Here is a 19,483-nt window from a genome sequence, read left to right as displayed (position 1 = left end):
GAGTTATGGCCTACCTCAAGCCCCCTTGGTTTGTTCGGGCAGTGTTCAACCGGATCGCGATGGCCACCGGCATCGGCCACAGCGAGACCCTGACCGTCACCACCCGGGTCAGCAAACAGTCACAGCAGATCCCCGTCGTGGTTCCTGTGGTCGACGGCGTCCGATACCTGGTCTCCACCCGTGGTGAGTCCGAATGGGTGCGCAACATCCGGGCCAATCCGCGCGTCACGCTGGGCAAGTCCAGCTACCTCGCGGCCGAGGTTCCGGTGGAGCAGCGGGCGCCCATCATCGCGGCCTACCGGCCGCTGGCCGGCAAGGTGGCGAAGGGCTACTTCCGCGACCTGCCCGACGACGCGGACCATCCGGTGTTCGCGCTGACGCCGGCTGGGTGACCGCGACCACTACACCCTGTAGTTGACGCAGTTGCGCCGACTGGGACACTGGTGGCCATGCGTGTTGAGCAACAAGGCGGACGCGAGGAGCACCGGATATCCGAGCCTCAGCGATCGGCCCAGCTGTTCGCCGATGCCTGCGCAGTTATCCCCGGTGGAGTGAACTCCCCGGTGCGTGCCTTCAGCTCGGTCGGCGGCACCCCCCGGTTCATCACCTCGGCCAAGGGCTACTGGCTGACCGATGCGGATGACAACCGCTACGTCGACCTGGTCTGCTCATGGGGCCCGATGCTGCTCGGCCACGCGCACCCCGCGGTCGTGGAGGCCGTGCAGAAGGCGGCGGTCGACGGACTGAGCTTCGGCGCCCCGACCCCGTCGGAGACCGAACTGGCCGCCGAGATCATCGACCGGGTCGCCCCCGTCGAGCGGCTGCGGCTGGTCAACTCGGGCACCGAGGCCACCATGAGCGCGATCCGGCTGGCCCGCGGCTACACCGGCCGCGCCAAGATCATCAAGTTCTCCGGCTGCTATCACGGTCATAGTGACGCGCTGCTGGCCGACGCCGGCTCGGGTGTGGCCACCCTGGGTCTGCCGTCCTCGCCCGGTGTCACCGGTGCGGCGGCCGCCGACACCATCGTGCTGCCGTACAACAACGTCGCCGCGGTGGAAGAGATCTTCGGCCGGTTCGGGGATGAGATCGCCTGCGTCATCAGCGAGGCCAGCCCGGGCAACATGGGCACGGTCGCCCCGTTGCCCGGTTTCAACGCGGCGCTGCGCCGGATCACCGCGGCCCACGGCGCGCTGCTGATCCTCGACGAGGTCATGACGGGCTTCCGGGTGAGCCGGGCCGGCTGGTACGGGCTCGATCCTGTCGCCGCCGACCTGTTCACCTTCGGAAAGGTGATGAGCGGCGGCCTGCCGGCCGCGGCCTTCGGCGGCAGTGCCGAGGTGATGGGGCGGTTGGCCCCGCTGGGGCCGGTCTATCAGGCCGGGACCCTCTCCGGTAACCCGGTGGCGATGGCCGCCGGGCTGGCCACGTTGCGCAACGCCGACGCCGCCGCCTACGCCCGGCTGGATGCCAATGCCGACCGGTTGGCCGGTCTGCTCAGCGGTGCGCTCACCGACGCCGGCGTGGTCCACCGCGTGCAGCGCGCGGGCAACATGCTCAGCGTGTTCTTCACCGACGAGCAGGTCAACGACTTCGCCGCGGCCAAGGCCACCGAAACCTGGCGCTTCCCGCCGTTCTTCCACGCGCTGCTCGAGGCCGGGGTGTACCCGCCGTGTAGTGCCTTCGAAACCTGGTTCGTCTCAGCGGCTTTGGATGACGAGGCGTTCTCCCGCATCGCCGATGCGCTGCCCGGTGCGGCCCGTGCCGCAGCGGAGGCCAAGCAGTGACCACCAGAACGACCGTGCACGTGATGCGCCACGGCGAGGTGTTCAATCCGGAGAAGGTGCTCTACGGCCGGTTGCCCGGCTACCACCTGTCCGACCGCGGGCGGGCCCAGGCGCAGGCTGCTGCCGACTGGCTGGCCGGCAAGGACATCGTCTACGTGGTGGCCTCACCGTTGGAGCGGGCTCAGGAAACGGCCACGCCGATCGCAGAAAGCCATGGGCTGCCGATCGCCACGGACGGCGATCTGATCGAATCGTGGAACATGTTCGAGGGGGAGCGGGTGGCCCCGGGGGACGGTGCGCTGCGTGACCCGAGGAACTGGCCGCGGCTGCGCAACCCGATGAAACCGTCCTGGGGTGAGCCCTACGACGAGATCGCGCCGAGGATGATGGCGGCCATGCACCGCGCCCGGGAGAAGGCGGCCGGGCACGAGGCGGTCTGCGTCAGCCACCAGCTTCCGGTCGAGACGCTGCGCCGGGCGATGACCGGACGCAAGCTGGCCCACCTGCCGTTGCCGCACAGCCGGCTGTGCAACCTGTCTTCGATCACGTCGTTCACTTTCGACGGCGACAAGCTGATCCGGTGGGGCTACACGGAGCCCTGGGGAATCTGAATGAGGTCGTTGGTCGCCCGGGTGAGTGCGGCGGTGCTGGCAGGGCTGGTGCTGCTCACCGGATGCTCGACGGGTGACGACGCGGTGGCCCAGGGTGGCACCTTCGAGTTCGTCGCACCCGGCGGCAAGACCGACATCTTCTACGACCCGCCCGAAAAGCGCGGCACCCCAGGCAAATTGAGCGGTCCCGACCTCGTCGACCCGAGCAAGACCATCTCGCTGGAAGATTTCGCCGGCAAGGTCGTGGTGATCAATGTGTGGGGCCAGTGGTGTGGCCCGTGCCGGGCCGAGATCGGTCAGTTGCAGAAGGTGTACGAAGCGACCCGTCGCGACGGCGTTCAGTTCCTCGGCATCGACGTGCGGGACAACAACCGTGATGCCGCAGTCGATTTCGTCACCGACCGCAAGGTCACCTTCCCGTCCATCTACGACCCGGCGATGCGGACGATGATCGCGTTCGGCGGGAAATACCCGACCACGGTGATCCCGTCGACCGTGGTGCTGGACCGTCAGCACCGGGTGGCCGCGGTGTTCCTGCGTGAGCTGCTGGCCGAGGATCTGCAACCGGTCGTGGAGCGGTTGGCGGCCGAACCGGGACCGCAGAAATGACCGGGTTCGCCGAGATCGCCGCGGCCGGGCCGGTGCTGCTGGCGCTGGGGATCAGTGTGCTGGCCGGGCTGGTGTCGTTCGCCTCGCCGTGCGTGGTGCCGCTGGTGCCGGGCTATCTGTCCTATCTGGCCGCCGTCGTCGGGGTTCAGGAAGCCCCGGTGGCCGCCGAGGCCGGATTGACGAAACAGGCGACCCGGACCGCGCGGCTGCGGGTGGCCGGTGCGGCCGCGCTGTTCGTCGCGGGTTTCACCGTGGTGTTTCTGCTCGGTGCCGTCGCGGTGCTGGGGATGACCACCACTTTGATCGCCAATCAGGTTCTGCTGCAACGTATCGGCGGTGTCGTGACGATCGTGATGGGCCTGGTGTTCGTCGGCTTCATCCCGGCGCTGCAACGCCAGGCCCGGTTCGCGCCCCGGCAGTGGTCCACGATGGCCGGCGCCCCATTGCTGGGCGCGGTGTTCGCGCTGGGCTGGACGCCGTGCCTGGGCCCGACGCTGACCGGGGTGATCGCGGTGGCCTCGGCCACCGACGGCGCCACCGTGGCCCGCGGGGTGGTGCTGGTGCTGGCCTACTGCCTGGGCCTGGGCATCCCGTTCGTGCTGCTGGCACTGGGTTCGGCGCGGGCGGTGACCGGGCTGGGCTGGTTGCGCAGGCACACCCGGACCATTCAGATTCTCGGCGGTGTGCTGCTGATCCTGGTGGGCACCGCACTCGTGACGGGTCTGTGGAACGACTTCGTGTCGTGGGTGCGCGACGCGTTCGTCAGTGACGTGAGGCTGCCGATATGACCGACGCCGAAACTCGGCGCCCTGGAGTGTTCTCACGTCTGATCGCGCTGGTGCGCAACACCTGGCGGACCCTGACCTCGATGGGCACCGCGCTGGTGCTGCTGTTCCTGCTGGCGCTCGCCGCGATCCCGGGTGCGTTGCTGCCGCAACGCAGCCTCAACGAGTCCAAGGTCGACGAGTACCTGGTCGCCCATCCCACTCTCGGGCCGTGGCTGGACCGCGTGCAGGCCTTCGACGTGTTCTCCAGCTTCTGGTTCACCGCCATCTACGTGCTGCTGTTCATCTCGCTGGTGGGCTGTCTGACACCCCGGATGATCGAGCATTTCCGCAACCTGCGGGCAGTGCCGGTGTCGGCGCCGCGCAACCTGGGCCGGCTGCCCAAACACCATGCCGAGCAGGTGAACGCCGACGCCGACGAGATCGCCCAGACCGTGACGCGGCGACTGAAGGGCTGGCGCAAGGTCACCCGGCAGACCGACGCCGGCACCGAGATATCCGCGGAGAAGGGCTATCTGCGGGAGTTCGGCAACATCGTCTTCCACTTCTCGCTGCTCGGCCTGCTGGCGGCGGTGGCAGCGGGCAAGCTGTTCGGGTACGAGGGCAACGTCATCGTCATCGCCGACGGCGGCCCCGGATTCTGCACCGCCTCGCCGGCCGCCTTCGACTCGTTCCGGGCAGGCAACACCGTCGACGGCACCTCGCTGAGCCCGATCTGTCTGCGGGTCAACGACTTCGATGCCCACTATCTGCCCACCGGGCAGGCGTTGTCGTTCGCCGCCGACATCGACTACCAGTCCGGTGAGGATCTGGCCGCCGACACCTGGCGGTCGTACCGCCTCGAGGTCAACCACCCGCTGCGCATCGGCGGCGACCGCGTGTATCTGCAGGGGCACGGCTACGCGCCGTCGTTCACGGTGACCTTCCCCGACGGTCAGCAACGCAGTCAGACCATCCAGTGGCGCCCAGAAGAACAGCTGACGTTGTTGTCCTCGGGTGTCGTCCGCATCGACCCGCCCGCCGGCACGTATCCCGACGCCGACGAGCGCCGCAAGCACCAGATCGCGATCCAGGGCCTGTTCGCGCCCACCAAGCAACTCGAGGGCACGCTGCTGTCGTCGAGCTTCCCGGCACTCAACGATCCGGCCGTCGCCATCGACATCTACCGCGGTGACACCGGCCTGGACACCGGCCGGCCGCAGTCACTGTTCTCGCTCGATCCCCGGTTGATCGATCGCAAGCAGCTGACCAAGGTAGCCCGCGTCAACCTGGTCGAAGGTCAGGACACCCGGCTCGACGACGGCACCAAGGTTCGGTTCGACGGCGCGGTGCCGTTCGTCAACCTGCAGGTCTCCCACGATCCGGCCCAGGTCTGGGTGCTGGTGTTCGCGATGTCGATGATGGCCGGGTTGCTGGTGTCGTTGGTGGTGCGGCGGCGCCGGATCTGGGTTCGGATCCAACCCGCTACTGCGGGTACGGTGAACGTCGAGCTGGGCGGGCTGGCCCGTACCGACAACTCCGGTTGGGGCGATGAGTTCGAAAAGCTGACCGCGCGGCTGTTGGAGGGGTACGACGACGCGCCGGCGGAAGAAGAGAAGGCGGAGCAGTGAATACCGAGCACATCGACATCGGACTGGCCAGGTACTCCGACTGGGCGTTCACGTCGTCGGTGGTGATTCTGGTCGGCGCGCTGATCCTGCTCGCCGTCGAACTGGCTTACAGCCGCGGACGTCGTGTCGAAACCCGTGAACTGGTCGGCGCCACCGTCGGCGCCGACAGCGCCACCCCGGGCGTCGTCGCCGAGGAACCCCGGCGGCCGTTCGACGAGCGGGTCGGCAAGACCGGGCTGGCGCTGACCTACGTCGGCATCGGCATGCTGTTCATCTGCATCGTGTTGCGCGGTCTGGCCACCTCACGGGTGCCGTGGGGCAACATGTACGAGTTCATCAACCTGACCAGTTTCTGCGGTCTGATCGCGGCGGCCGTGGTGTTGCGCAAGCCGCAGTACCGCGCGCTGTGGGTGTTCGTGCTGGTTCCGGTGCTGATCCTGCTGACGGTGTCGGGACGCTGGCTGTACTCCAATGCCGCCCCGGTGATGCCCGCGCTGCAGTCCTACTGGCTGCCCATCCACGTCTCGGTGGTCAGCCTCGGCTCCGGGGTGTTCCTGGTGGCCGGTGTGGCCAGCATCCTGTTCCTGCTGAAGATGTCGCCGCTGGGCGAGCCGGGCCGCGAAGGGACCGTCGCGCGGATCATCGCCCGGCTGCCCGACGCGCAGACCCTGGACCGGATTGCCTACCGCACCACGATCTTCGCGTTCCCGATCTTCGGCTTCGGCGTGATCTTCGGTGCCATCTGGGCCGAGGAGGCCTGGGGCCGGTACTGGGGCTGGGACCCCAAGGAGACGGTGTCGTTCATCGCGTGGGTGGTGTACGCGGCGTACCTGCATGCGCGCTCTACCGCGGGTTGGCGGGACCGCAAGGCGGCCTGGATCAACGTCGTGGGTTTCGTCGCGATGGTGTTCAACTTGTTCTTCATCAATCTGGTGACCGTGGGTCTGCATTCGTATGCGGGGGTCGGCTAGGCACCGTCGGGTTGGTGAGTGACCGCGCGCTCTGAGGTTGTGGCGCAGCCGCGGTCCGGTCGGAAGCGTGTGGAAAAGAGGGGAATTCGTGTCCGAGCCAGTGCCTGAGTCAGTGTCCGAGCCGTCCGAAACGCAAGAGTCCGCCCCACAGGACAACAGTGAACCGTCAACAGACACCGCGCTCGACGAGCCGACCGTGGCCCGCCCGGCAGCACCTGCCGCCGACGCACCGCCCCCGGCTTCCCCGGCACTCGCGCCACCCCCGGTCGCCGAGCCTCCGCTGGTCCCGTCGGTGTTCGCTCCGGTGCCAGGCTTCCGCGGTCAGCAGCGATTCAGCAACCCCACCGAGCCCGGTGTTTCCACGCCGCTGCCCGCGGAGTGGACCGCACCGACGCCGCCGCAAGGCATCCCGGTGATCACCGCACCGCCGGTGCCCGGCCACTTTCCGGGGCCGGTCGCCGCGAACTTCCCGGCGCCGGCAGCGGGAATCTTCGAGCGGCCCGCCGGTGGACCTGTCGGACCCGCCGCTGGACCTGTCGGGCCCGCCGCTGGATCTACTGAGCGGCCCGCCGCTGGATCTACTGAGCGGCCCGCCGCTGCAGACTTCGCGACGCCCTACCGGGACCTCTCCACCGCCGCACTGTTGGGCCAACGCAAGAACCCGCCCACCTCGGGCTGGCGCAAGGCCCTCTACGTCGCGTCGTTCAAGCAGGTCAACGTCGGTGAGAGCCCCAAGACCACGCACCGCAACAACCTGGTCGGCGAGGTCAGCCAGCCGCTGCAGGGCTGCTACCGGATCGCGTTGATGTCCCTGAAGGGCGGCGTGGGCAAGACCACCATCACCGCGACGCTTGGCGCCACGTTCGCCTCGATCCGCGGAGATCGGGTGGTCGCGGTGGATGCCAACCCCGACCGGGGCACGCTGAGCCAGAAGGTGCCGTTGGAGACGGCTGCGACGGTGCGGCACCTGCTGCGGGACGCCGAAGGCATCGAGCGCTACAGCGACGTGCGGGCCTACACCTCACAGGGGCCGAGCCGGCTGGAGGTGCTGGCCTCCGAGAGCGACCCGGCGGTGTCGGAGGCATTCAGCTCCGACGACTATCTGCGCGCGCTGGAGGTGCTGGAGCGGTTCTACAGCCTCGTGCTCACCGACTGTGGGACGGGGTTGATGCACTCGGCGATGTCGGCGGTGCTGTCCAAGGCCGACGTGCTGGTCGTGATCAGCTCGGGTTCGGTGGACGGGGCGCGCAGCGCGTCGGCCACGCTGGACTGGCTCGACGCCCACGGCCATCAGGATCTGGTGCGCAATTCCATCGCGGTGATCAACGCGGTGCGGCCACGCTCGGGCAAGGTCGATCTGTCCAAGGTGGTGGACCACTTCTCGCGGCGGTGCCGTGCGGTGCGGCTGGTGCCGTTCGATCCGCATCTGGAGGAAGGTGCCGAGATCAGCCTGGATCGTCTCAAGCCCGGTACCCGTGAGGCGCTGATCGAGCTGGCGGCGGTAGTGGCATCCGACTTCGCCGGGGCACGCCGGTCGACGAACTCGCGCGCCTGACGCGGGTTAGCCGCGGGGATTGTCGCCGTGCCCGAGCCGGCGCAGGAACTCCGGGTCGTCATCGGGACCGATCACGCGGGTCTTGGATTGACTGCCGGAAACCCGCGCCAGCCGCCAGCCGATGTACACCAGGCTTGCTGCGGCAATGAGCAGGAGTAGATACGCCACTCGAAACCTCCTTTATCCGAATATACGCGCCGTCGGTAGGCTCGGAGCGTGTCAGGAAGTGGTTCGACCTCCCGCATGGTCACCGACGTCGTGGTTTACCTCATTGCCCGGCTTGTGCTGGTCGCTGTGCTGACTGCGGCGATCTACGGTCTGGGGTATCTGGTGACCGGGGATTTCCCGGTGGTGGTGGCGTTGCTGTTCGCGATCGTGATCGCACTGCCGCTGGGGATCTGGCTGTTCCGGCCGTTGCGTGAGCGGGCGACGGCCTCCATCGCGGTGGTCGACGAGCGGCGGCGCAAGGATCGCGAGCAGCTGCAGGCGCGGTTGCGCGGCGACGAGCCGCCGAAATCCAAGTAGCAGCAAATCTTTACTCCCAGAACGTGATCAGTTTTGTGGGGGATAGCCGGTAACAGGAGTTGGGGGTCAGCGCCGTCGTTTTCGGCGCCACTGTCGGCGACGCTTGAGGTACTCGAATTGAGTTGGCTGACAAAGGAGTACCGCCACCATGAGTAACTCGATACGTTTTTTGATGCTCCTGACCGCGTCCGCCGCCGCAATAGCGCTGGCACCCGTCGCCCAGGCAGACCCCGCCGCACAGACCTGTACCACCGCCGGGGCGACCTCGACCGTGTGCCGATCCGACGGCAATGCGCAGATCGTCGCGACCCCGCCGGCTGTGGACTACCAGGCCCAGTACCCGTTCTTCGGGCCGTACGGGCTGCTGTTCCATCACTGACGAGGCTGCGGCTGACCGCAATTGAGCGGGATCGAGGCGCGGATGGTGGTCCCGGTTCCCGGTGGGCTGGTGACACTGAGCTGACCGGACAGTGCCTCGGCGCGGTCGGCCAGACCGATCAATCCGGACCCGGCCCCGGTGACGGCACCGCCGACACCGTCGTCGCGCACCGAGAGGTGCAGGGTGTGGTCGCTGACGGAGGCCGTCACTTCCACGGCCGTGGCCCCGGAATGCTTGGCCGCGTTGGTCAAAGCCTCGGCGAGCACGTAGTACGCGGCCACACCCACCGATTCGGGGATCGGGTCGTTCAGGTCGACCTCGACGTCGACCGGGATCGGTGAGCGGCGGGCCAGGGAGCGGATCGCGGCGCCCAGTCCGCTCCGGGACAGCACGGCCGGATGCATTCCGCGGGAAAGCTCTTGCAGTTCGGTCGACAGCGCGGACAGCCCCGCCACGAGGCTGTCGAGTTGATCGATCAGTTCTGTCCGATCGGCCGGTATCGATGCCTGGGTGGCCCGCAGCGCCAGGCTCAGTGAGACGACCCGCTGCTGGGCGCCGTCGTGCAGGTCGCGTTCGAACTGCCGCCGGGCCTGGTCGGCGGCCGTCACGATCCGGGCCCGCGAGGCGGTCAGGGCGGCACGGGTTTCGGAGTTGGCGATCGCGGTGGCGACCAGGTCCGCGAAGTCGCCGACCCGGGCTTCGGTTCCCGGGTCGAAGGCACCCGGCCGGGCCGAGCCGACCACCAACAGGCCGCGAACCCGACCGTCGACGGTGATGGGGGCGCCGACCGCCGAGCGAATCCCGATGCCCCGAATGCGCGACGCGGTGACGCCGGTCTCCCTGGCGTAGTCCTCGATGCGGGCCGGTTCGGCGGTCTCGGCAATCGCGGTCAGCAGCGACCCGCGCTCCAGCGGCAATCGTTCGCCGATGTGCAGCTTGGTCGCACCGTGTGGGTCGCGCGAGGCCAGCACCGCCGCGGTCCCGTCGTCCTGATAGAGCAGCAGCCCGACGTGGTCCATGCCCAGCCCGCCGGCCAACTCCGCGACGGCCACCGGGTAGACCTCGTCGGGATGCGATCCGCGGGCCACCAGGGTGGCCACGTGGCGCAGCGCCGCCTGCTGTCCCGCCAGCGCCGCGGCATCGGCGGCCCGCAGCCGGGCCTGCCCGACCAGCAGATTGGTCAGCAGCGCGACCGGCAGGAAGACCAGGATGGCGGTGATGTCCTGGTCGTGGACCGGCAGCAGCGCGCCGTTGGTCTCCATGTGGAAATGCACGTAGACCACGGCGCTGACCAAGGACGTGGCCACCGCGAGCCATATTCCCCAGCCGGCCGAGACCACCAGGACCCCGAGTAGGAACACCGCGCCGAACGAGCTTTCGGGTGCCGTCCGGCGCAACTGGGTGACGACCAGGGTCTCGGCGGCGATGAAGACGATGGCAACGACGATCCCGGCGGCCAGTGGCGGCGCCTTCGGCCGCAGCAGCATCCCCAGCAGCCGGGTGCGCACCGACCGCCAGGGCCGGTCGGCGAGAGTCGGGACAGCACGGGCGACAGTCATCTGAACAGTACGAACGCTACGCCGCCAGGGTTCATGCCGGCTGTGCGGCGATTTTCCGGCTAGCGGTAATGCAACCGCGATGCGGGGCTGAGACGCTGAGTTCATGACTCGGATGTGGAGGCCCGGTGCGCTGCCTCATCGTCGATGACAGCGCCGGATTCCGCAGTGCCGCGACCCGGCTGTTGGGCGGCGGCGGGGTCGAGGTCGTCGGCGCGGCGGCCGACGGCGAGCAGGCCCTGAAGATGTGCGACGAAATGCGGCCCGACGTGGTTCTTCTCGATGTGATGCTCGGTGCCGAGAGCGGGTTCGACGTGGCCGAGCAGTTGCACCGCAGCGCGCACCGGCCGCTGGTGATCCTCACCTCGACCTACTCCGAACAGGATCTGGTCGAGGTGATCGCGGCCAGCCCGGCGCTGGGCTTCGTGTCGAAATACGCGTTGTCGGTGGACGCGATCCGCGAGTTGCTGGCCAGCTGCCCGAGGCCGTGACGTTGGGGACGCCGGTCTTCGGTGGATGGCGGAGCGTTTCGATGGACCGTCAAGCACCTTCTCCGGTAGCGGGGTGCCCGACGTGGCCGGGCCGCTGTTCGACGCCCAGCAGGCCTGAAAGATGCTGGAGAAGCAGTCTCAGGGTGTGCTCGAGGTGATCTTGCTGGTCTTTGGACAGCCCGTCGAGCAACTGGCATTCCCGCGTCAGCACCGCGGCAACGAGATCGTCGACTGTCGCGTGGCCGAGCGGGGTGAGTTCGATGTCGACGGTCCGTGAATCGCGGCGACCGGATCGTTTCACGAGTCCTTGTGCCTCTGCCCGGTCCACGCGTTGGGTGATCGCCCCCGCGGTGATGAGCGAAGCGGCCGCCAACTCGCGGGTCGTCATCCGATAGGGCCTGCCATGGCGACGCAACGTGGACAACAGGTCGAGGGTGGCCATGTCGGCATGACGGGAGCGCAACAGCCGCGCCCGGTCATCGCCGAGTAGCTTCGCGATGTGCCATACCCGGGTCACGATTCCGATGGATTGCACTGGGACGCCCGGTAATTCACGCTTCCACGCCTCGGCGATCGCGTCGATGGAGTCACTTGACGTTGCGTCGGTCACCGGCCCTCCTGTTACTCTCGTTTAGGTCTAAACATAACAGGAGGTACTGGAATGCGCACTGTCGTGGTGACCGGTGGGGGCACTGGGATCGGCCGTGAGGTCGCCGCACAATTCGCCTCGGAAGCTTGCAATGTAGTAATCACAGGCCGTCGTGCGGATGTACTCAAGAAGGCAGTGGACGAGATCGGGGGGTCGGTCCGGGCAGTCACAGTTGACGGGACCGACCCCGAACAGACTGCTGCGGTGGCGCGGGAGATCGGTGCCGTCGACGTGCTGGTCAACAATGCGGGCGGCAACACCGATTTCGACAGGGAGGAGCCCCGTCATCTAGGTGACATTGCCGATGCGTGGCGCCAGAACTTGGACAGCAACCTGATGACCGCGGTGCTGATGACGACGGCGCTGCTGCCTGCGATGCCGCGTGGTTCGGCCGTGATCACCATCGGTTCCATCGCCGCGGACAAAGGTGCTGGCTCATACGGAGCCGCCAAAGCGGCCGTCGCGTCGTGGAACGTCGACCTGGCTCGACAGATCGGTGACCGAGGCATCACCGCCAATATCGTCTCACCTGGCTACATCGCTGATACGGAGTTCTTCCGAGACAAGCTCACCGACGAACGCAGAGATTCTCTGGTCGAAGCAGCGATGACCAATCGTGCGGGGACGCCCGCCGATATTGCCGCCACCGTGCGGTTTCTCGCCTCGCCCGGTGCACGCCAGATCACTGGACAGACCATCGCCGTCAATGGAGGCGAATGGACGACTCGTTAGGCCGCCGGAGGTCCGACGCTTTCTGTCGTTGTCAGCGACGTGCTGATCCGCAACGGCTACCGCGCTTCCAAATAGGTGATGACGGCGCGGACCCGGCGGTGGTCGTCGCCGGTCTCGGGGAGGTTCAGTTTGGTCAGGATGCTGCGGACGTGTTTTTCCACGGTGCCCTCGGTGACCCAGAGCCGGCGGGCGATGCCGGCGTTGGACCGGCCCTCGGCCATCAGCATCAGGACTTCGCGCTCGCGGGCGCTGAGGGCGGCCAGCGGGTCGTCGCGGCGGCGGGCGGAGACCAACTCGGACACCAGCGCCGGGTCGACCACCGAGGCTCCCTTGGCGATCCGTTGCAGGGTCTCGACGAAATCGTTGACGTCGGTCACCCGGGTCTTGAGCAGGTAGCCGATGCCGTGACCGCTGGCGAGCAGCTCGGTCGCGTGCTCGACGTCGACGTGTGCGGACAGCACCAGGATGCCGGTCTCGGGGGACTCGGTACGGATCACCTTCGCGGCGTCCAGGCCCTCGGTGGTGTGAGTGGGTGGCATCCGGATGTCGACCACGGCCAATTGCGGTGCCTGATCCCGAACCAGGGCAAGCAATTCCGTTGCGTCGGCGGCCTGCCCGACGACGTCGAATCCGGACCGGTCGAGCAGGCTGGCCAATCCCTCACGCAGAAGCACGTCATCGTCGGCGACGACCACCCGCAGCGCACTCATCACGTTCCTTCCGGCCCGGCATATCCGGTAATGGGGGCCACCGCTGAACGTACCGGTTGGGTCCCCGTTCCGTCGGCGCTGGCGCTACCGGATGAAAGCCGAACCCTTCTCCTGGTCCAGGTAGGTTTCGGCCTTGTTCTTGAGGAAGAACAGATACACCAGCAGGGACAGGGCGATGCACACCGTGACGTAGGCGATGAACCACGGCACCAGATCCCGGTCCTTGAGTGCCTGGTAGATCACCGGTGCGGTGCCGCCGAACATCGAATTGGCCAGTGCGTAGCCGATTCCCACCCCGAGAGCGCGCACGTGCGAGGGGAAGAGCTCGGATTTCACCAGGGCGTTGATCGAGGTGTATCCGGTCAGGATCACGTATGCGACGGCGACCAGCAGGAAGGACATCAGCGGTGAATGTGTCTGGGGCAGATAGGTGAACAGGAAGTAGGTGTAGATCACCCCGCCGATGCCGAACCACAGCAGCAGCGGCTTGCGGCCCATCTTGTCGCTGATCATCCCGCCGATGGGTTGGATCGCCATCAGGAAGATCAGCCCGATCAGGTTGATCCAGGTGGCGGTCATCGCCTGGTCCTTGTAGGTGGTCTTGACGATCGCCGGGGCGTTGACGCTGTAGGCGTAGAACGCCAGGGTGCCGCCCATGGTGATCAGGAAGCACAGCAGCAGTGGCCTCCAGTAGCGGGTGAGCAGTTCGCTCAACGAGCCCGAGCTCTTGTCCTTGCCTTCGCGGATCGCTTCGAGTTGTTCGGCGGACAGCGATTCGTCCATGGTGCGGCGCAGCCAGAACACCACGACCGCGGCCACGCCGCCGATGGCGAAGCCGATGCGCCAACCGAATTCGTGGACCTGCTCGGTGCTGAGCGTGGTGAGGATGATCAGCAGGGTGAACTGCGCCAGGACGTGACCGCCGACCAGTGTCACGTACTGGAACGAGGAGAAGAAGCCGCGCCGTTCCCGGGTGGCGGCCTCGGACATGTAGGTCGCCGAGGTGCCGTACTCACCGCCGGTCGCGAAGCCCTGCACCAGCCGGCACAGGATGAGGATGATCGGCGCTGCGACACCGATGGTTTCGCGCGACGGCACGACTGCGATCACCAGTGAGCACAGCGCCATCAGCGAGACGCTGAAGGTCAGCGCGGCACGGCGGCCGCGCCGGTCGGCGAACCGGCCGAAGAACCACGATCCGATCGGGCGGGTGAGGAACGTGACCGCGAAGATCGCGTACACGTAGACCGTCGCGTTCTTGTCGGCCTTGTCGAAGAACTGGGCTTCGAAGTACGTGGCGAACACCGTGTAGACGTAGACGTCGTACCACTCGACGAGGTTGCCCGACGAACCCCGGATGGTGTTCCAGATGGCCCGCCGGGTTTCGGCGCGGCCCGACGGTGCGGGCTGATGCGCCTCGGTCGAAATGGTCATGCGCATCCCCCAGGTGGTCGGCGTTGCAGTGCCCACAGTCTTCCCGGCGAGCAGACGCTGCGGTACCCCAATATCGCGCGTGTCGGGTACCTGAGCGTCTGCTCGCCGGGAATTGTCCGGGAAGCTCGGCGGTCAGCCGACAAGTGCGGGATAGTTCAACCGCCACAGCACTTGGCGGACCAAGTGCTCGGGATGCTTGCGGATGTCATCTACCACTGCCGGGATCGTGGTCCAGCCGCATTCCTGCAGCCGCGCCGTCTTGATCCGATCATGGGTGAATGCGGCAGGATTGGCGTGCCACTCGATGCTGTCGTATTCGGCGGCCAGTTTGGCGTGGGGCCAGGCGAAGTCGACGCGCCACGTTTGACCACTGCGGTCAACGATCTCGTACTGAAGCTCCGGAGGCGGCACCGACCAGTCGATGAAGACAAGGCGCATCTCGCTTTCCATCGGAGATTCGGCTCTGCCGTCGGCGTGGGGCAGTAGGTCGCGTACCGCGACGATGCCACGGCGCCCCTTCTGTTCGGCCATCACAGCCTCCAACTCCGCAGCGGTACACGCGTTGACTCGCAGTGCAGCGTCGAGTGTGGCCAGTGCCCGTGGTCTGCGCAGCGTGCGGGCGATTTCGATTGCCGTCCAGGCGGGTGTTGTCGCGAGCCGCCCGGACACACGCCGCAGCGGTGCGCCGAGGCGTTGATGCACCATGACGTGGGCATCGGGCCGGATACGGACCCCGGGATCGAGGATGTGGATGCGGGCGTCGTTTTCGGTGTCGAAGCCGTACATCGCGGCAGCTGTGCTCATGCACACGGCGATGGGGGTGGCGTTGAGCAGGTCGAGGGCGGCCAGTCGGCCGGCGATATCGGGTCGGCTTGGGGCATAAACACCTCGTCGTACGCGCACGATTGCGCCCGACCGCACCAGCGACGCGACCATCTTGCGAGTCATCACGGTGGTCAACTGTGCAGCGGTGGCAACTCCGCCGTTGGCGGCAAAGATCGCTTCGACGCTCACGTTCACGATCGTGGCTGCCGGCGTCTCCGAGAGGAAGGTGCCGATTACGACCTGTGGATAACCTTGCGGTCGCCGCTGCCGAGCAGACGCGGAAGTACCCGAAAACGATGTCTGGAGGGTACTTTCACGTCTGCTCGCGGGGGAGGAATCAGGCCGCCAGGAACAGGGCTGCGGACACCGCAACCGCCCACACCAGCATGGTCAGCCCGGTATCGCGCAGAACCGGGATGAGCTGGGCGCCGGTACTGCCGTTGCGCACCGGCCGCAGTGCCCGCACCGCCGGCGCGACCGCGGCCAGGCCCACCGCGCACCACGGAGTGGCCAGGATCAGCACCAAGGGCAGCAGCAGGGCCACGCCGACCAGCAGTTGATACAGCAGCCGGGTACGTGCATCGCCGAGGCGCACCGCGAGGGTGATCTTCCCGGACTGGCTGTCGGTGGGGATGTCACGCAGATTGTTGGCCACCAGCACGGCCGACGACAGCGAGCCTATCGCCACCGCGGCGACCAGGCCGACCCAGTCGATGCGCAGGGCCTGGGTGTACTGCGTGCCCAGCACCGCGACCAGGCCGAAGAAGACGAACACGGCTACCTCGCCCAGGCCGAGGTAGCCGTAGGGCTTCTTGCCGCCGGTGTACAGCCAGGCCCCGGCGATGCACACGGCGCCGACCGCGATCAGCCACGGCGCGCTCACCGCCGCCAGCGCCAGCCCGGCCACCGCGCCGACGGCCAGGCTCACCAGCGCCGCGGTCAGCACCGCCCGCGGGGAGGCCAGCTTGGAACCCACCAGGCGCAGCGGGCCGGACCGCACGTCGTCGGTGCCGCGGATGCCGTCGGAGTAGTCGTTGGCGTAGTTCACCCCGATGATCAGTGCGAGTGATACGGCCAGCGCCAGCAACGCTTTCCACCACACGGCGGAGCCCACCCAGGCGGCGGCGCCGGTACCGGCGAGCACCGGGGCGACAGCGTTGGGCAGGGTGCGGGGACGGGCGCCTTCGATCCATTGCGCGAAACTGGCCACGACGGCCATCGTATGAGCTGACCCGGTGCCACCCCGCGCGGACTCTTACACTGAGCCTCATGAAGGAGCAGCTCAGCAAGACCGAGATCGGCAAGGACGTGCTGCAGGAATCCGTCGAGGCAGTGGCCTCCACGGTCGGGCAGGTCACCTCGATCATCACCACGGCCGTCAAGGACGTCGCGACCGCCATCGGTGGCCTGGCCACCGATGTCTTCGAGATCGCCGACGGCGCCCGCAAGGCGAATGAGGATTTCGACGACTTCGACGACGACCTCGGCGCGGCCGTCGACACGGATCTCGACGATGGCCCGGTCGACCCCGTCAAGAAACCCGACGAGGCCGAATAGCACTGCATGCTCGGCGTCATCGGCGGTAGCGGTTTCTATTCGTTCTTCGGGCCCGAGGCCCGCACCGTCACCGTGGACACCCCGTACGGTGCGCCCAGCGCACCGATCACGGTCGGGGCCGTGGGCGGGCACGAGGTGGCCTTTCTGCCCCGGCACGGGACCGGCCACGAGTTCTCGCCGCACACGGTGCCGTACCGGGCCAACATGTGGGCGCTGCGCACGCTGGGGGTGCGGCGGATCTTCGGTCCGTGCGCGGTGGGCAGTCTGACCGCGCAGCTGGGGCCGGGTTCGATCGTGGTTCCGGATCAGTTGGTGGACCGCACCCGCGCGCGTGCCGACACGTACTTCGATTCCGGCGGCATCCATGTCGGTTTCGCCGATCCCTACTGCCCGGCATTGCGGGCGACTGCGGCCGGGCTGCCCGGGGTGGTCGACGGCGGCACCATGGTGGTGATCCAGGGGCCGAGGTTTTCCACCAGGGCCGAGAGCCGGTGGTTCGCCGACCAGGGTTTCACTCTGGTCAACATGACCGGCTACCCCGAGGCGGTTCTGGCTCGCGAGCTTGAGATGTGTTATGCGGCAATCGCTTTGGTGACCGATCTGGATGCCGGTATCGAGGCTGGTTCCGGGGTGACGACGGTGGATGTCTTCGCCGAATTCGAGCGCAACCTGGTGCCGTTCAAGAAGCTCGTGCACGAGGCCCTGGAAGCCGTCGACACTGAGCGCGCCTGCACGCACTGTCTGGCCCACGACGGGGTGAAGTTGCCGTTCGAACTGCCATGACGGCCTCAGATCGGGCACCCTCTTGACACCCGTCAAGTAGGGGTGCCAATACTGACGGGGTGAAACCCGCGATCTGTGAGCAGTTCGGTATCGACTTTCCGCTCTTCGCCTTCAGTCACTGCCGTGACGTGGTGGCCGCGGTGACCAACGCCGGCGGCTTCGGCGTGCTGGGCGCCACGGCCTACACGCCCGAGCAGCTGGACCAGGAGCTGTCCTGGATCGACGAGCAGGTCGGCGGCAAGCCCTACGGCGCCGACATCATCGTGCCGGCGAAGTTCGAAGGTAAGGGCGAGAACCTGTCGCGGGGGCAGCTCACAGATCGCATCCCCGCCGAATATCGCGAGTTCGTCGCGCGACTGCTGGCCGATCACGGCATCGAGCCCGAGGCCAAGCAGCGTCTGGGCGGGTCCTCGTTGTCCGGTGACACCGGCCGCGAGTTGCTGGACGTCGCGATGAGTCATCCGATCAAGCTGATCGCGAATGCGCTCGGGGTGCCGCCGGATTACATGATCGACGCCGGCCGCGAGCGCGGCGTCCCGGTCGCGGCTCTGGTGGGTGCCCGCGAGCACGCCGTCAAACAGGTGCAGGCCGGGGTGGACCTGATCGTCGCGCAGGGGACCGAGGCCGGTGGGCACTGCGGTGAGGTGACGACGATGGTGCTCATCCCCGAGGTGATCGAAGCGCTCGAGGCTGCCGGCAGCGACATCCCGGTGCTGGCGGCCGGCGGCATCGTCACCGGCCGGCAGATGGCCGCTGCCGTCGCGATGGGTGCGGCCGGTGCCTGGACGGGCTCGGTGTGGCTGACCACCGAAGAGGCCGAGACCGCACCGCACACCGTGCAGAAGATGCTGGCGGCCACCTCGCGGGACACCGTGCGCTCGACCGGGCGGACCGGCAAGCCGGCCCGCCAGCTCAAGTCGGAATGGACTGACGCCTGGCAGCCGAATCCCGGAGGCCACCAGACCCTGCCGCTGCCGCTGCAGAACATGCTGGCCGAGCCGATCATCCGTCGCGTGGATGTGCTTGCCGCCCAGGGGCATCCGGGCGCGCAAGCACTGGCCACCTACTTCGTCGGGCAGGGCGTGGGTTTGATGAACAAGGTCAAGCCGGCCCGCGAGGTGGTGCGCGAGTTCATCGAGGACTACCTCGCCGCCACCGAGCGGTTGAGCAACTCACTGCCGGACTGAGTCAGGACCGTCCTGCGCCCGTCGTCAGTGCCAGTCCCAGACGGACATGTCGTTGGGCGGGTAGTTCTGGCAGACGTCGGTGGTGTTGGCCGCGACGCCCTTGTTGTTGAAGAACAGCTTGGCCCAGTTGGGCCAGCGCCAGGACATGTTCTCGAAGAACGCGTTGGTGGCCGTGTTCTCGGAGTACTGGCGGCGACCGGCGTAGTCCATGGAGAAGAACCAGTGGATCCGGTCCTGGGCGCCCTGCTGATCGGCGACCGGCTTGTTGTTGTAGTCGATCATGTAGCGCTCGTAGTACACCGGCTCGACGTCGCGTGCCGCTGCCATGATCTGCTCGGCCGTGCAGGGGGTCCGCAGGATCCGGTTGGGGATCGGGTAGTCGTCGGTGGCGTCGGCGGAGGCGGTGCCGACCCCTAGGCCGGTGGCGATGCCCGCCCCGGCCAGGCTGCCGGCGATCGCGCAGGCGGCCACCCCGGTGCGGATCAGGTTACTGACACTCTTGCGGTTCAACATCTCGCTCCAAAGTCGTTCAGTGCGCGGCTTGTTCGTAGACGAAGCGCTGATCGGGGCAGTAGTAATTGATGGCGGTGCCCAGGAACTGCCACGACTGAGCGTCGGTGCTGTCCTTGGCCAGTTGCTTTTTCACGAAACCGACCGAGTCCTGGGCATTGTGGTCGACGCCGTTGTGCAATCGCTTGCACATGATCTTGCCGATCCAGGCGTTGTA

General features: G+C 67.4%; 24 protein-coding genes. 15 read left to right on the top strand and 9 right to left on the bottom strand.

Annotated elements, in window-relative coordinates:
* Positions 1-5 precede the first annotated feature (5 nt).
* From EH231_RS26010 to EH231_RS25975, 8 genes are all read left to right on the top strand, one after another.
* The gene (locus EH231_RS26010; RefSeq protein WP_124713594.1) at positions 6-392 is read left to right on the top strand and encodes a nitroreductase/quinone reductase family protein; all 387 of its coding nucleotides are present in this window, start codon (positions 6-8) and stop codon (positions 390-392) included.
* Between the two features lie 57 nt (positions 393-449).
* Positions 450-1,787, top strand: coding sequence for a glutamate-1-semialdehyde 2,1-aminomutase (gene hemL / locus EH231_RS26005; protein WP_164481017.1), 1,338 nt, complete (start codon positions 450-452; stop codon positions 1,785-1,787).
* 23 nt (positions 1,788-1,810) lie between these two features.
* Positions 1,811-2,398, top strand: a complete 588-nt coding sequence (locus EH231_RS26000; RefSeq protein WP_090424845.1) for a histidine phosphatase family protein — start codon at positions 1,811-1,813, stop codon at positions 2,396-2,398.
* Positions 2,399-3,007, top strand: a complete 609-nt coding sequence (locus EH231_RS25995; RefSeq protein ID WP_124713593.1) for a TlpA disulfide reductase family protein — start codon at positions 2,399-2,401, stop codon at positions 3,005-3,007.
* On the top strand, positions 3,004-3,795 hold the full coding sequence (locus tag EH231_RS25990) for a cytochrome c biogenesis CcdA family protein (protein ID WP_090424368.1): 792 nt from the start codon (positions 3,004-3,006) through the stop codon (positions 3,793-3,795). Before EH231_RS25995 ends, EH231_RS25990 begins: the two co-directional genes overlap by 4 nt.
* Complete coding sequence (gene resB / locus EH231_RS25985; RefSeq protein ID WP_124713592.1) at positions 3,792-5,402, top strand: cytochrome c biogenesis protein ResB; 1,611 nt, start codon at positions 3,792-3,794, stop codon at positions 5,400-5,402. The genes EH231_RS25990 and resB overlap by 4 nt, the downstream gene beginning before the upstream one ends.
* Positions 5,399-6,373 (top strand): c-type cytochrome biogenesis protein CcsB, encoded by a 975-nt coding sequence (ccsB, locus tag EH231_RS25980; RefSeq protein WP_090424370.1) that lies wholly within the window; start codon positions 5,399-5,401, stop codon positions 6,371-6,373. The genes resB and ccsB overlap by 4 nt, the downstream gene beginning before the upstream one ends.
* Before the next feature lie 280 nt (positions 6,374-6,653).
* On the top strand, positions 6,654-7,928 hold the full coding sequence (locus tag EH231_RS25975; protein ID WP_241178199.1) for a MinD/ParA family ATP-binding protein: 1,275 nt from the start codon (positions 6,654-6,656) through the stop codon (positions 7,926-7,928).
* A gap of 6 nt (positions 7,929-7,934) precedes the next feature.
* Here EH231_RS25975 and EH231_RS33985 read toward each other — a convergent pair whose 3' ends face one another.
* Positions 7,935-8,096, bottom strand: coding sequence for a hypothetical protein (locus EH231_RS33985; RefSeq protein ID WP_090424371.1), 162 nt, complete (start codon positions 8,094-8,096; stop codon positions 7,935-7,937).
* A 75-nt stretch (positions 8,097-8,171) separates the two neighbouring features.
* On the opposite strand from EH231_RS33985, the gene EH231_RS25970 reads away from it, so the two are divergent.
* Together EH231_RS25970 and EH231_RS25965 are read left to right on the top strand one after the other, a co-directional pair.
* A complete protein-coding gene (locus EH231_RS25970; protein WP_090424372.1) occupies positions 8,172-8,453 on the top strand; it encodes a DUF4229 domain-containing protein in 282 nt (93 codons plus the stop codon).
* Between the two features lie 148 nt (positions 8,454-8,601).
* Positions 8,602-8,832, top strand: a complete 231-nt coding sequence (locus EH231_RS25965) for a hypothetical protein (protein ID WP_090424373.1) — start codon at positions 8,602-8,604, stop codon at positions 8,830-8,832.
* Here the strand turns inward: EH231_RS25965 and EH231_RS25960 are convergent.
* Complete coding sequence (locus tag EH231_RS25960; protein WP_234927417.1) at positions 8,826-10,391, bottom strand: GAF domain-containing sensor histidine kinase; 1,566 nt, start codon at positions 10,389-10,391, stop codon at positions 8,826-8,828. The genes EH231_RS25965 and EH231_RS25960 overlap by 7 nt on opposite strands.
* Before the next feature lie 125 nt (positions 10,392-10,516).
* Between EH231_RS25960 and EH231_RS25955 the strand changes: the two genes are divergently transcribed.
* Positions 10,517-10,879 (top strand): LytR/AlgR family response regulator transcription factor, encoded by a 363-nt coding sequence (locus EH231_RS25955; RefSeq protein WP_124713591.1) that lies wholly within the window; start codon positions 10,517-10,519, stop codon positions 10,877-10,879.
* A 49-nt stretch (positions 10,880-10,928) separates the two neighbouring features.
* On the opposite strand, the gene EH231_RS25950 is transcribed toward EH231_RS25955, so the two are convergent.
* The gene (locus EH231_RS25950; protein ID WP_090424375.1) at positions 10,929-11,489 is read right to left on the bottom strand and encodes a MarR family winged helix-turn-helix transcriptional regulator; all 561 of its coding nucleotides are present in this window, start codon (positions 11,487-11,489) and stop codon (positions 10,929-10,931) included.
* Between the two features lie 51 nt (positions 11,490-11,540).
* Here EH231_RS25950 and EH231_RS25945 point away from each other — a divergent pair, with 51 nt between their 5' ends.
* The gene (locus tag EH231_RS25945; RefSeq protein WP_124713590.1) at positions 11,541-12,260 is read left to right on the top strand and encodes an SDR family NAD(P)-dependent oxidoreductase; all 720 of its coding nucleotides are present in this window, start codon (positions 11,541-11,543) and stop codon (positions 12,258-12,260) included.
* 56 nt (positions 12,261-12,316) lie between these two features.
* On the opposite strand, the gene EH231_RS25940 is transcribed toward EH231_RS25945, so the two are convergent.
* From EH231_RS25940 to EH231_RS25925, 4 genes are all read right to left on the bottom strand, one after another.
* Positions 12,317-12,970, bottom strand: coding sequence for a response regulator (locus EH231_RS25940; RefSeq protein WP_090424377.1), 654 nt, complete (start codon positions 12,968-12,970; stop codon positions 12,317-12,319).
* 84 nt (positions 12,971-13,054) lie between these two features.
* Positions 13,055-14,404 (bottom strand): MFS transporter, encoded by a 1,350-nt coding sequence (locus tag EH231_RS25935; RefSeq protein ID WP_124713589.1) that lies wholly within the window; start codon positions 14,402-14,404, stop codon positions 13,055-13,057.
* Between the two features lie 132 nt (positions 14,405-14,536).
* Complete coding sequence (locus EH231_RS25930) at positions 14,537-15,352, bottom strand: type IV toxin-antitoxin system AbiEi family antitoxin domain-containing protein (RefSeq protein ID WP_234927533.1); 816 nt, start codon at positions 15,350-15,352, stop codon at positions 14,537-14,539.
* A 214-nt stretch (positions 15,353-15,566) separates the two neighbouring features.
* Positions 15,567-16,439 carry a 1,4-dihydroxy-2-naphthoate polyprenyltransferase gene (locus EH231_RS25925; RefSeq protein WP_124713587.1) on the bottom strand — a complete coding sequence of 291 codons (873 nt, stop codon included), beginning with the start codon at positions 16,437-16,439 and terminating at the stop codon, positions 15,567-15,569.
* Positions 16,440-16,498: 59 nt separating this feature from the next.
* Here EH231_RS25925 and EH231_RS34450 point away from each other — a divergent pair, with 59 nt between their 5' ends.
* Genes EH231_RS34450 through EH231_RS25910 form a run of 3 tightly spaced genes read left to right on the top strand, consistent with a single transcriptional unit; the run spans position 16,499 to position 18,756 of the window.
* Complete coding sequence (locus tag EH231_RS34450) at positions 16,499-16,786, top strand: hypothetical protein (RefSeq protein ID WP_234941109.1); 288 nt, start codon at positions 16,499-16,501, stop codon at positions 16,784-16,786.
* Between the two features lie 6 nt (positions 16,787-16,792).
* Positions 16,793-17,569, top strand: a complete 777-nt coding sequence (locus EH231_RS25915; protein WP_124713586.1) for an S-methyl-5'-thioadenosine phosphorylase — start codon at positions 16,793-16,795, stop codon at positions 17,567-17,569.
* Between the two features lie 59 nt (positions 17,570-17,628).
* The gene (locus EH231_RS25910; RefSeq protein WP_090424380.1) at positions 17,629-18,756 is read left to right on the top strand and encodes an NAD(P)H-dependent flavin oxidoreductase; all 1,128 of its coding nucleotides are present in this window, start codon (positions 17,629-17,631) and stop codon (positions 18,754-18,756) included.
* A gap of 24 nt (positions 18,757-18,780) precedes the next feature.
* Here EH231_RS25910 and EH231_RS25905 read toward each other — a convergent pair whose 3' ends face one another.
* Positions 18,781-19,269 (bottom strand): DUF5078 domain-containing protein, encoded by a 489-nt coding sequence (locus EH231_RS25905; RefSeq protein WP_164481016.1) that lies wholly within the window; start codon positions 19,267-19,269, stop codon positions 18,781-18,783.
* A 16-nt stretch (positions 19,270-19,285) separates the two neighbouring features.
* Positions 19,286-19,483, bottom strand: a 198-nt coding sequence (locus tag EH231_RS34445) for a DUF732 domain-containing protein (RefSeq protein ID WP_241177808.1), incomplete at its 5' end; no start/stop codon positions are given.

Origin of the sequence: Mycolicibacterium nivoides, assembly GCF_003855255.1 — a bacterium.
Classification (GTDB): domain Bacteria; phylum Actinomycetota; class Actinomycetes; order Mycobacteriales; family Mycobacteriaceae; genus Mycobacterium; species Mycobacterium nivoides.
This window is presented reverse-complemented; position numbering and strand designations above follow the sequence as displayed.

Excerpts from the sequence above, each read along its gene's own strand:
- EH231_RS25940 (WP_090424377.1), bottom strand. The coding sequence starts at position 12,970 with ATGAGTGCGCTGCGGGTGGTCGTCGCCGACGATGACGTGCTTCTGCGT.
- EH231_RS25970 (WP_090424372.1), top strand. The coding sequence starts at position 8,172 with ATGGTCACCGACGTCGTGGTTTACCTCATTGCCCGGCTTGTGCTGGTC.
- EH231_RS25915 (WP_124713586.1), top strand. The coding sequence starts at position 16,793 with ATGCTCGGCGTCATCGGCGGTAGCGGTTTCTATTCGTTCTTCGGGCCC.
- hemL (WP_164481017.1), top strand. The coding sequence starts at position 450 with ATGCGTGTTGAGCAACAAGGCGGACGCGAGGAGCACCGGATATCCGAG.
- EH231_RS34450 (WP_234941109.1), top strand. The coding sequence starts at position 16,499 with ATGAAGGAGCAGCTCAGCAAGACCGAGATCGGCAAGGACGTGCTGCAG.
- EH231_RS25995 (WP_124713593.1), top strand. The coding sequence starts at position 2,399 with ATGAGGTCGTTGGTCGCCCGGGTGAGTGCGGCGGTGCTGGCAGGGCTG.
- EH231_RS25905 (WP_164481016.1), bottom strand. The coding sequence starts at position 19,269 with ATGTTGAACCGCAAGAGTGTCAGTAACCTGATCCGCACCGGGGTGGCC.
- EH231_RS25960 (WP_234927417.1), bottom strand. The coding sequence starts at position 10,391 with ATGACTGTCGCCCGTGCTGTCCCGACTCTCGCCGACCGGCCCTGGCGG.
- EH231_RS26010 (WP_124713594.1), top strand. The coding sequence starts at position 6 with ATGGCCTACCTCAAGCCCCCTTGGTTTGTTCGGGCAGTGTTCAACCGG.
- EH231_RS25945 (WP_124713590.1), top strand. The coding sequence starts at position 11,541 with ATGCGCACTGTCGTGGTGACCGGTGGGGGCACTGGGATCGGCCGTGAG.
- EH231_RS26000 (WP_090424845.1), top strand. The coding sequence starts at position 1,811 with ATGCGCCACGGCGAGGTGTTCAATCCGGAGAAGGTGCTCTACGGCCGG.
- EH231_RS25990 (WP_090424368.1), top strand. The coding sequence starts at position 3,004 with ATGACCGGGTTCGCCGAGATCGCCGCGGCCGGGCCGGTGCTGCTGGCG.
- resB (WP_124713592.1), top strand. The coding sequence starts at position 3,792 with ATGACCGACGCCGAAACTCGGCGCCCTGGAGTGTTCTCACGTCTGATC.
- EH231_RS25930 (WP_234927533.1), bottom strand. The coding sequence starts at position 15,352 with ATGACTCGCAAGATGGTCGCGTCGCTGGTGCGGTCGGGCGCAATCGTG.
- EH231_RS25935 (WP_124713589.1), bottom strand. The coding sequence starts at position 14,404 with ATGACCATTTCGACCGAGGCGCATCAGCCCGCACCGTCGGGCCGCGCC.
- EH231_RS25965 (WP_090424373.1), top strand. The coding sequence starts at position 8,602 with ATGAGTAACTCGATACGTTTTTTGATGCTCCTGACCGCGTCCGCCGCC.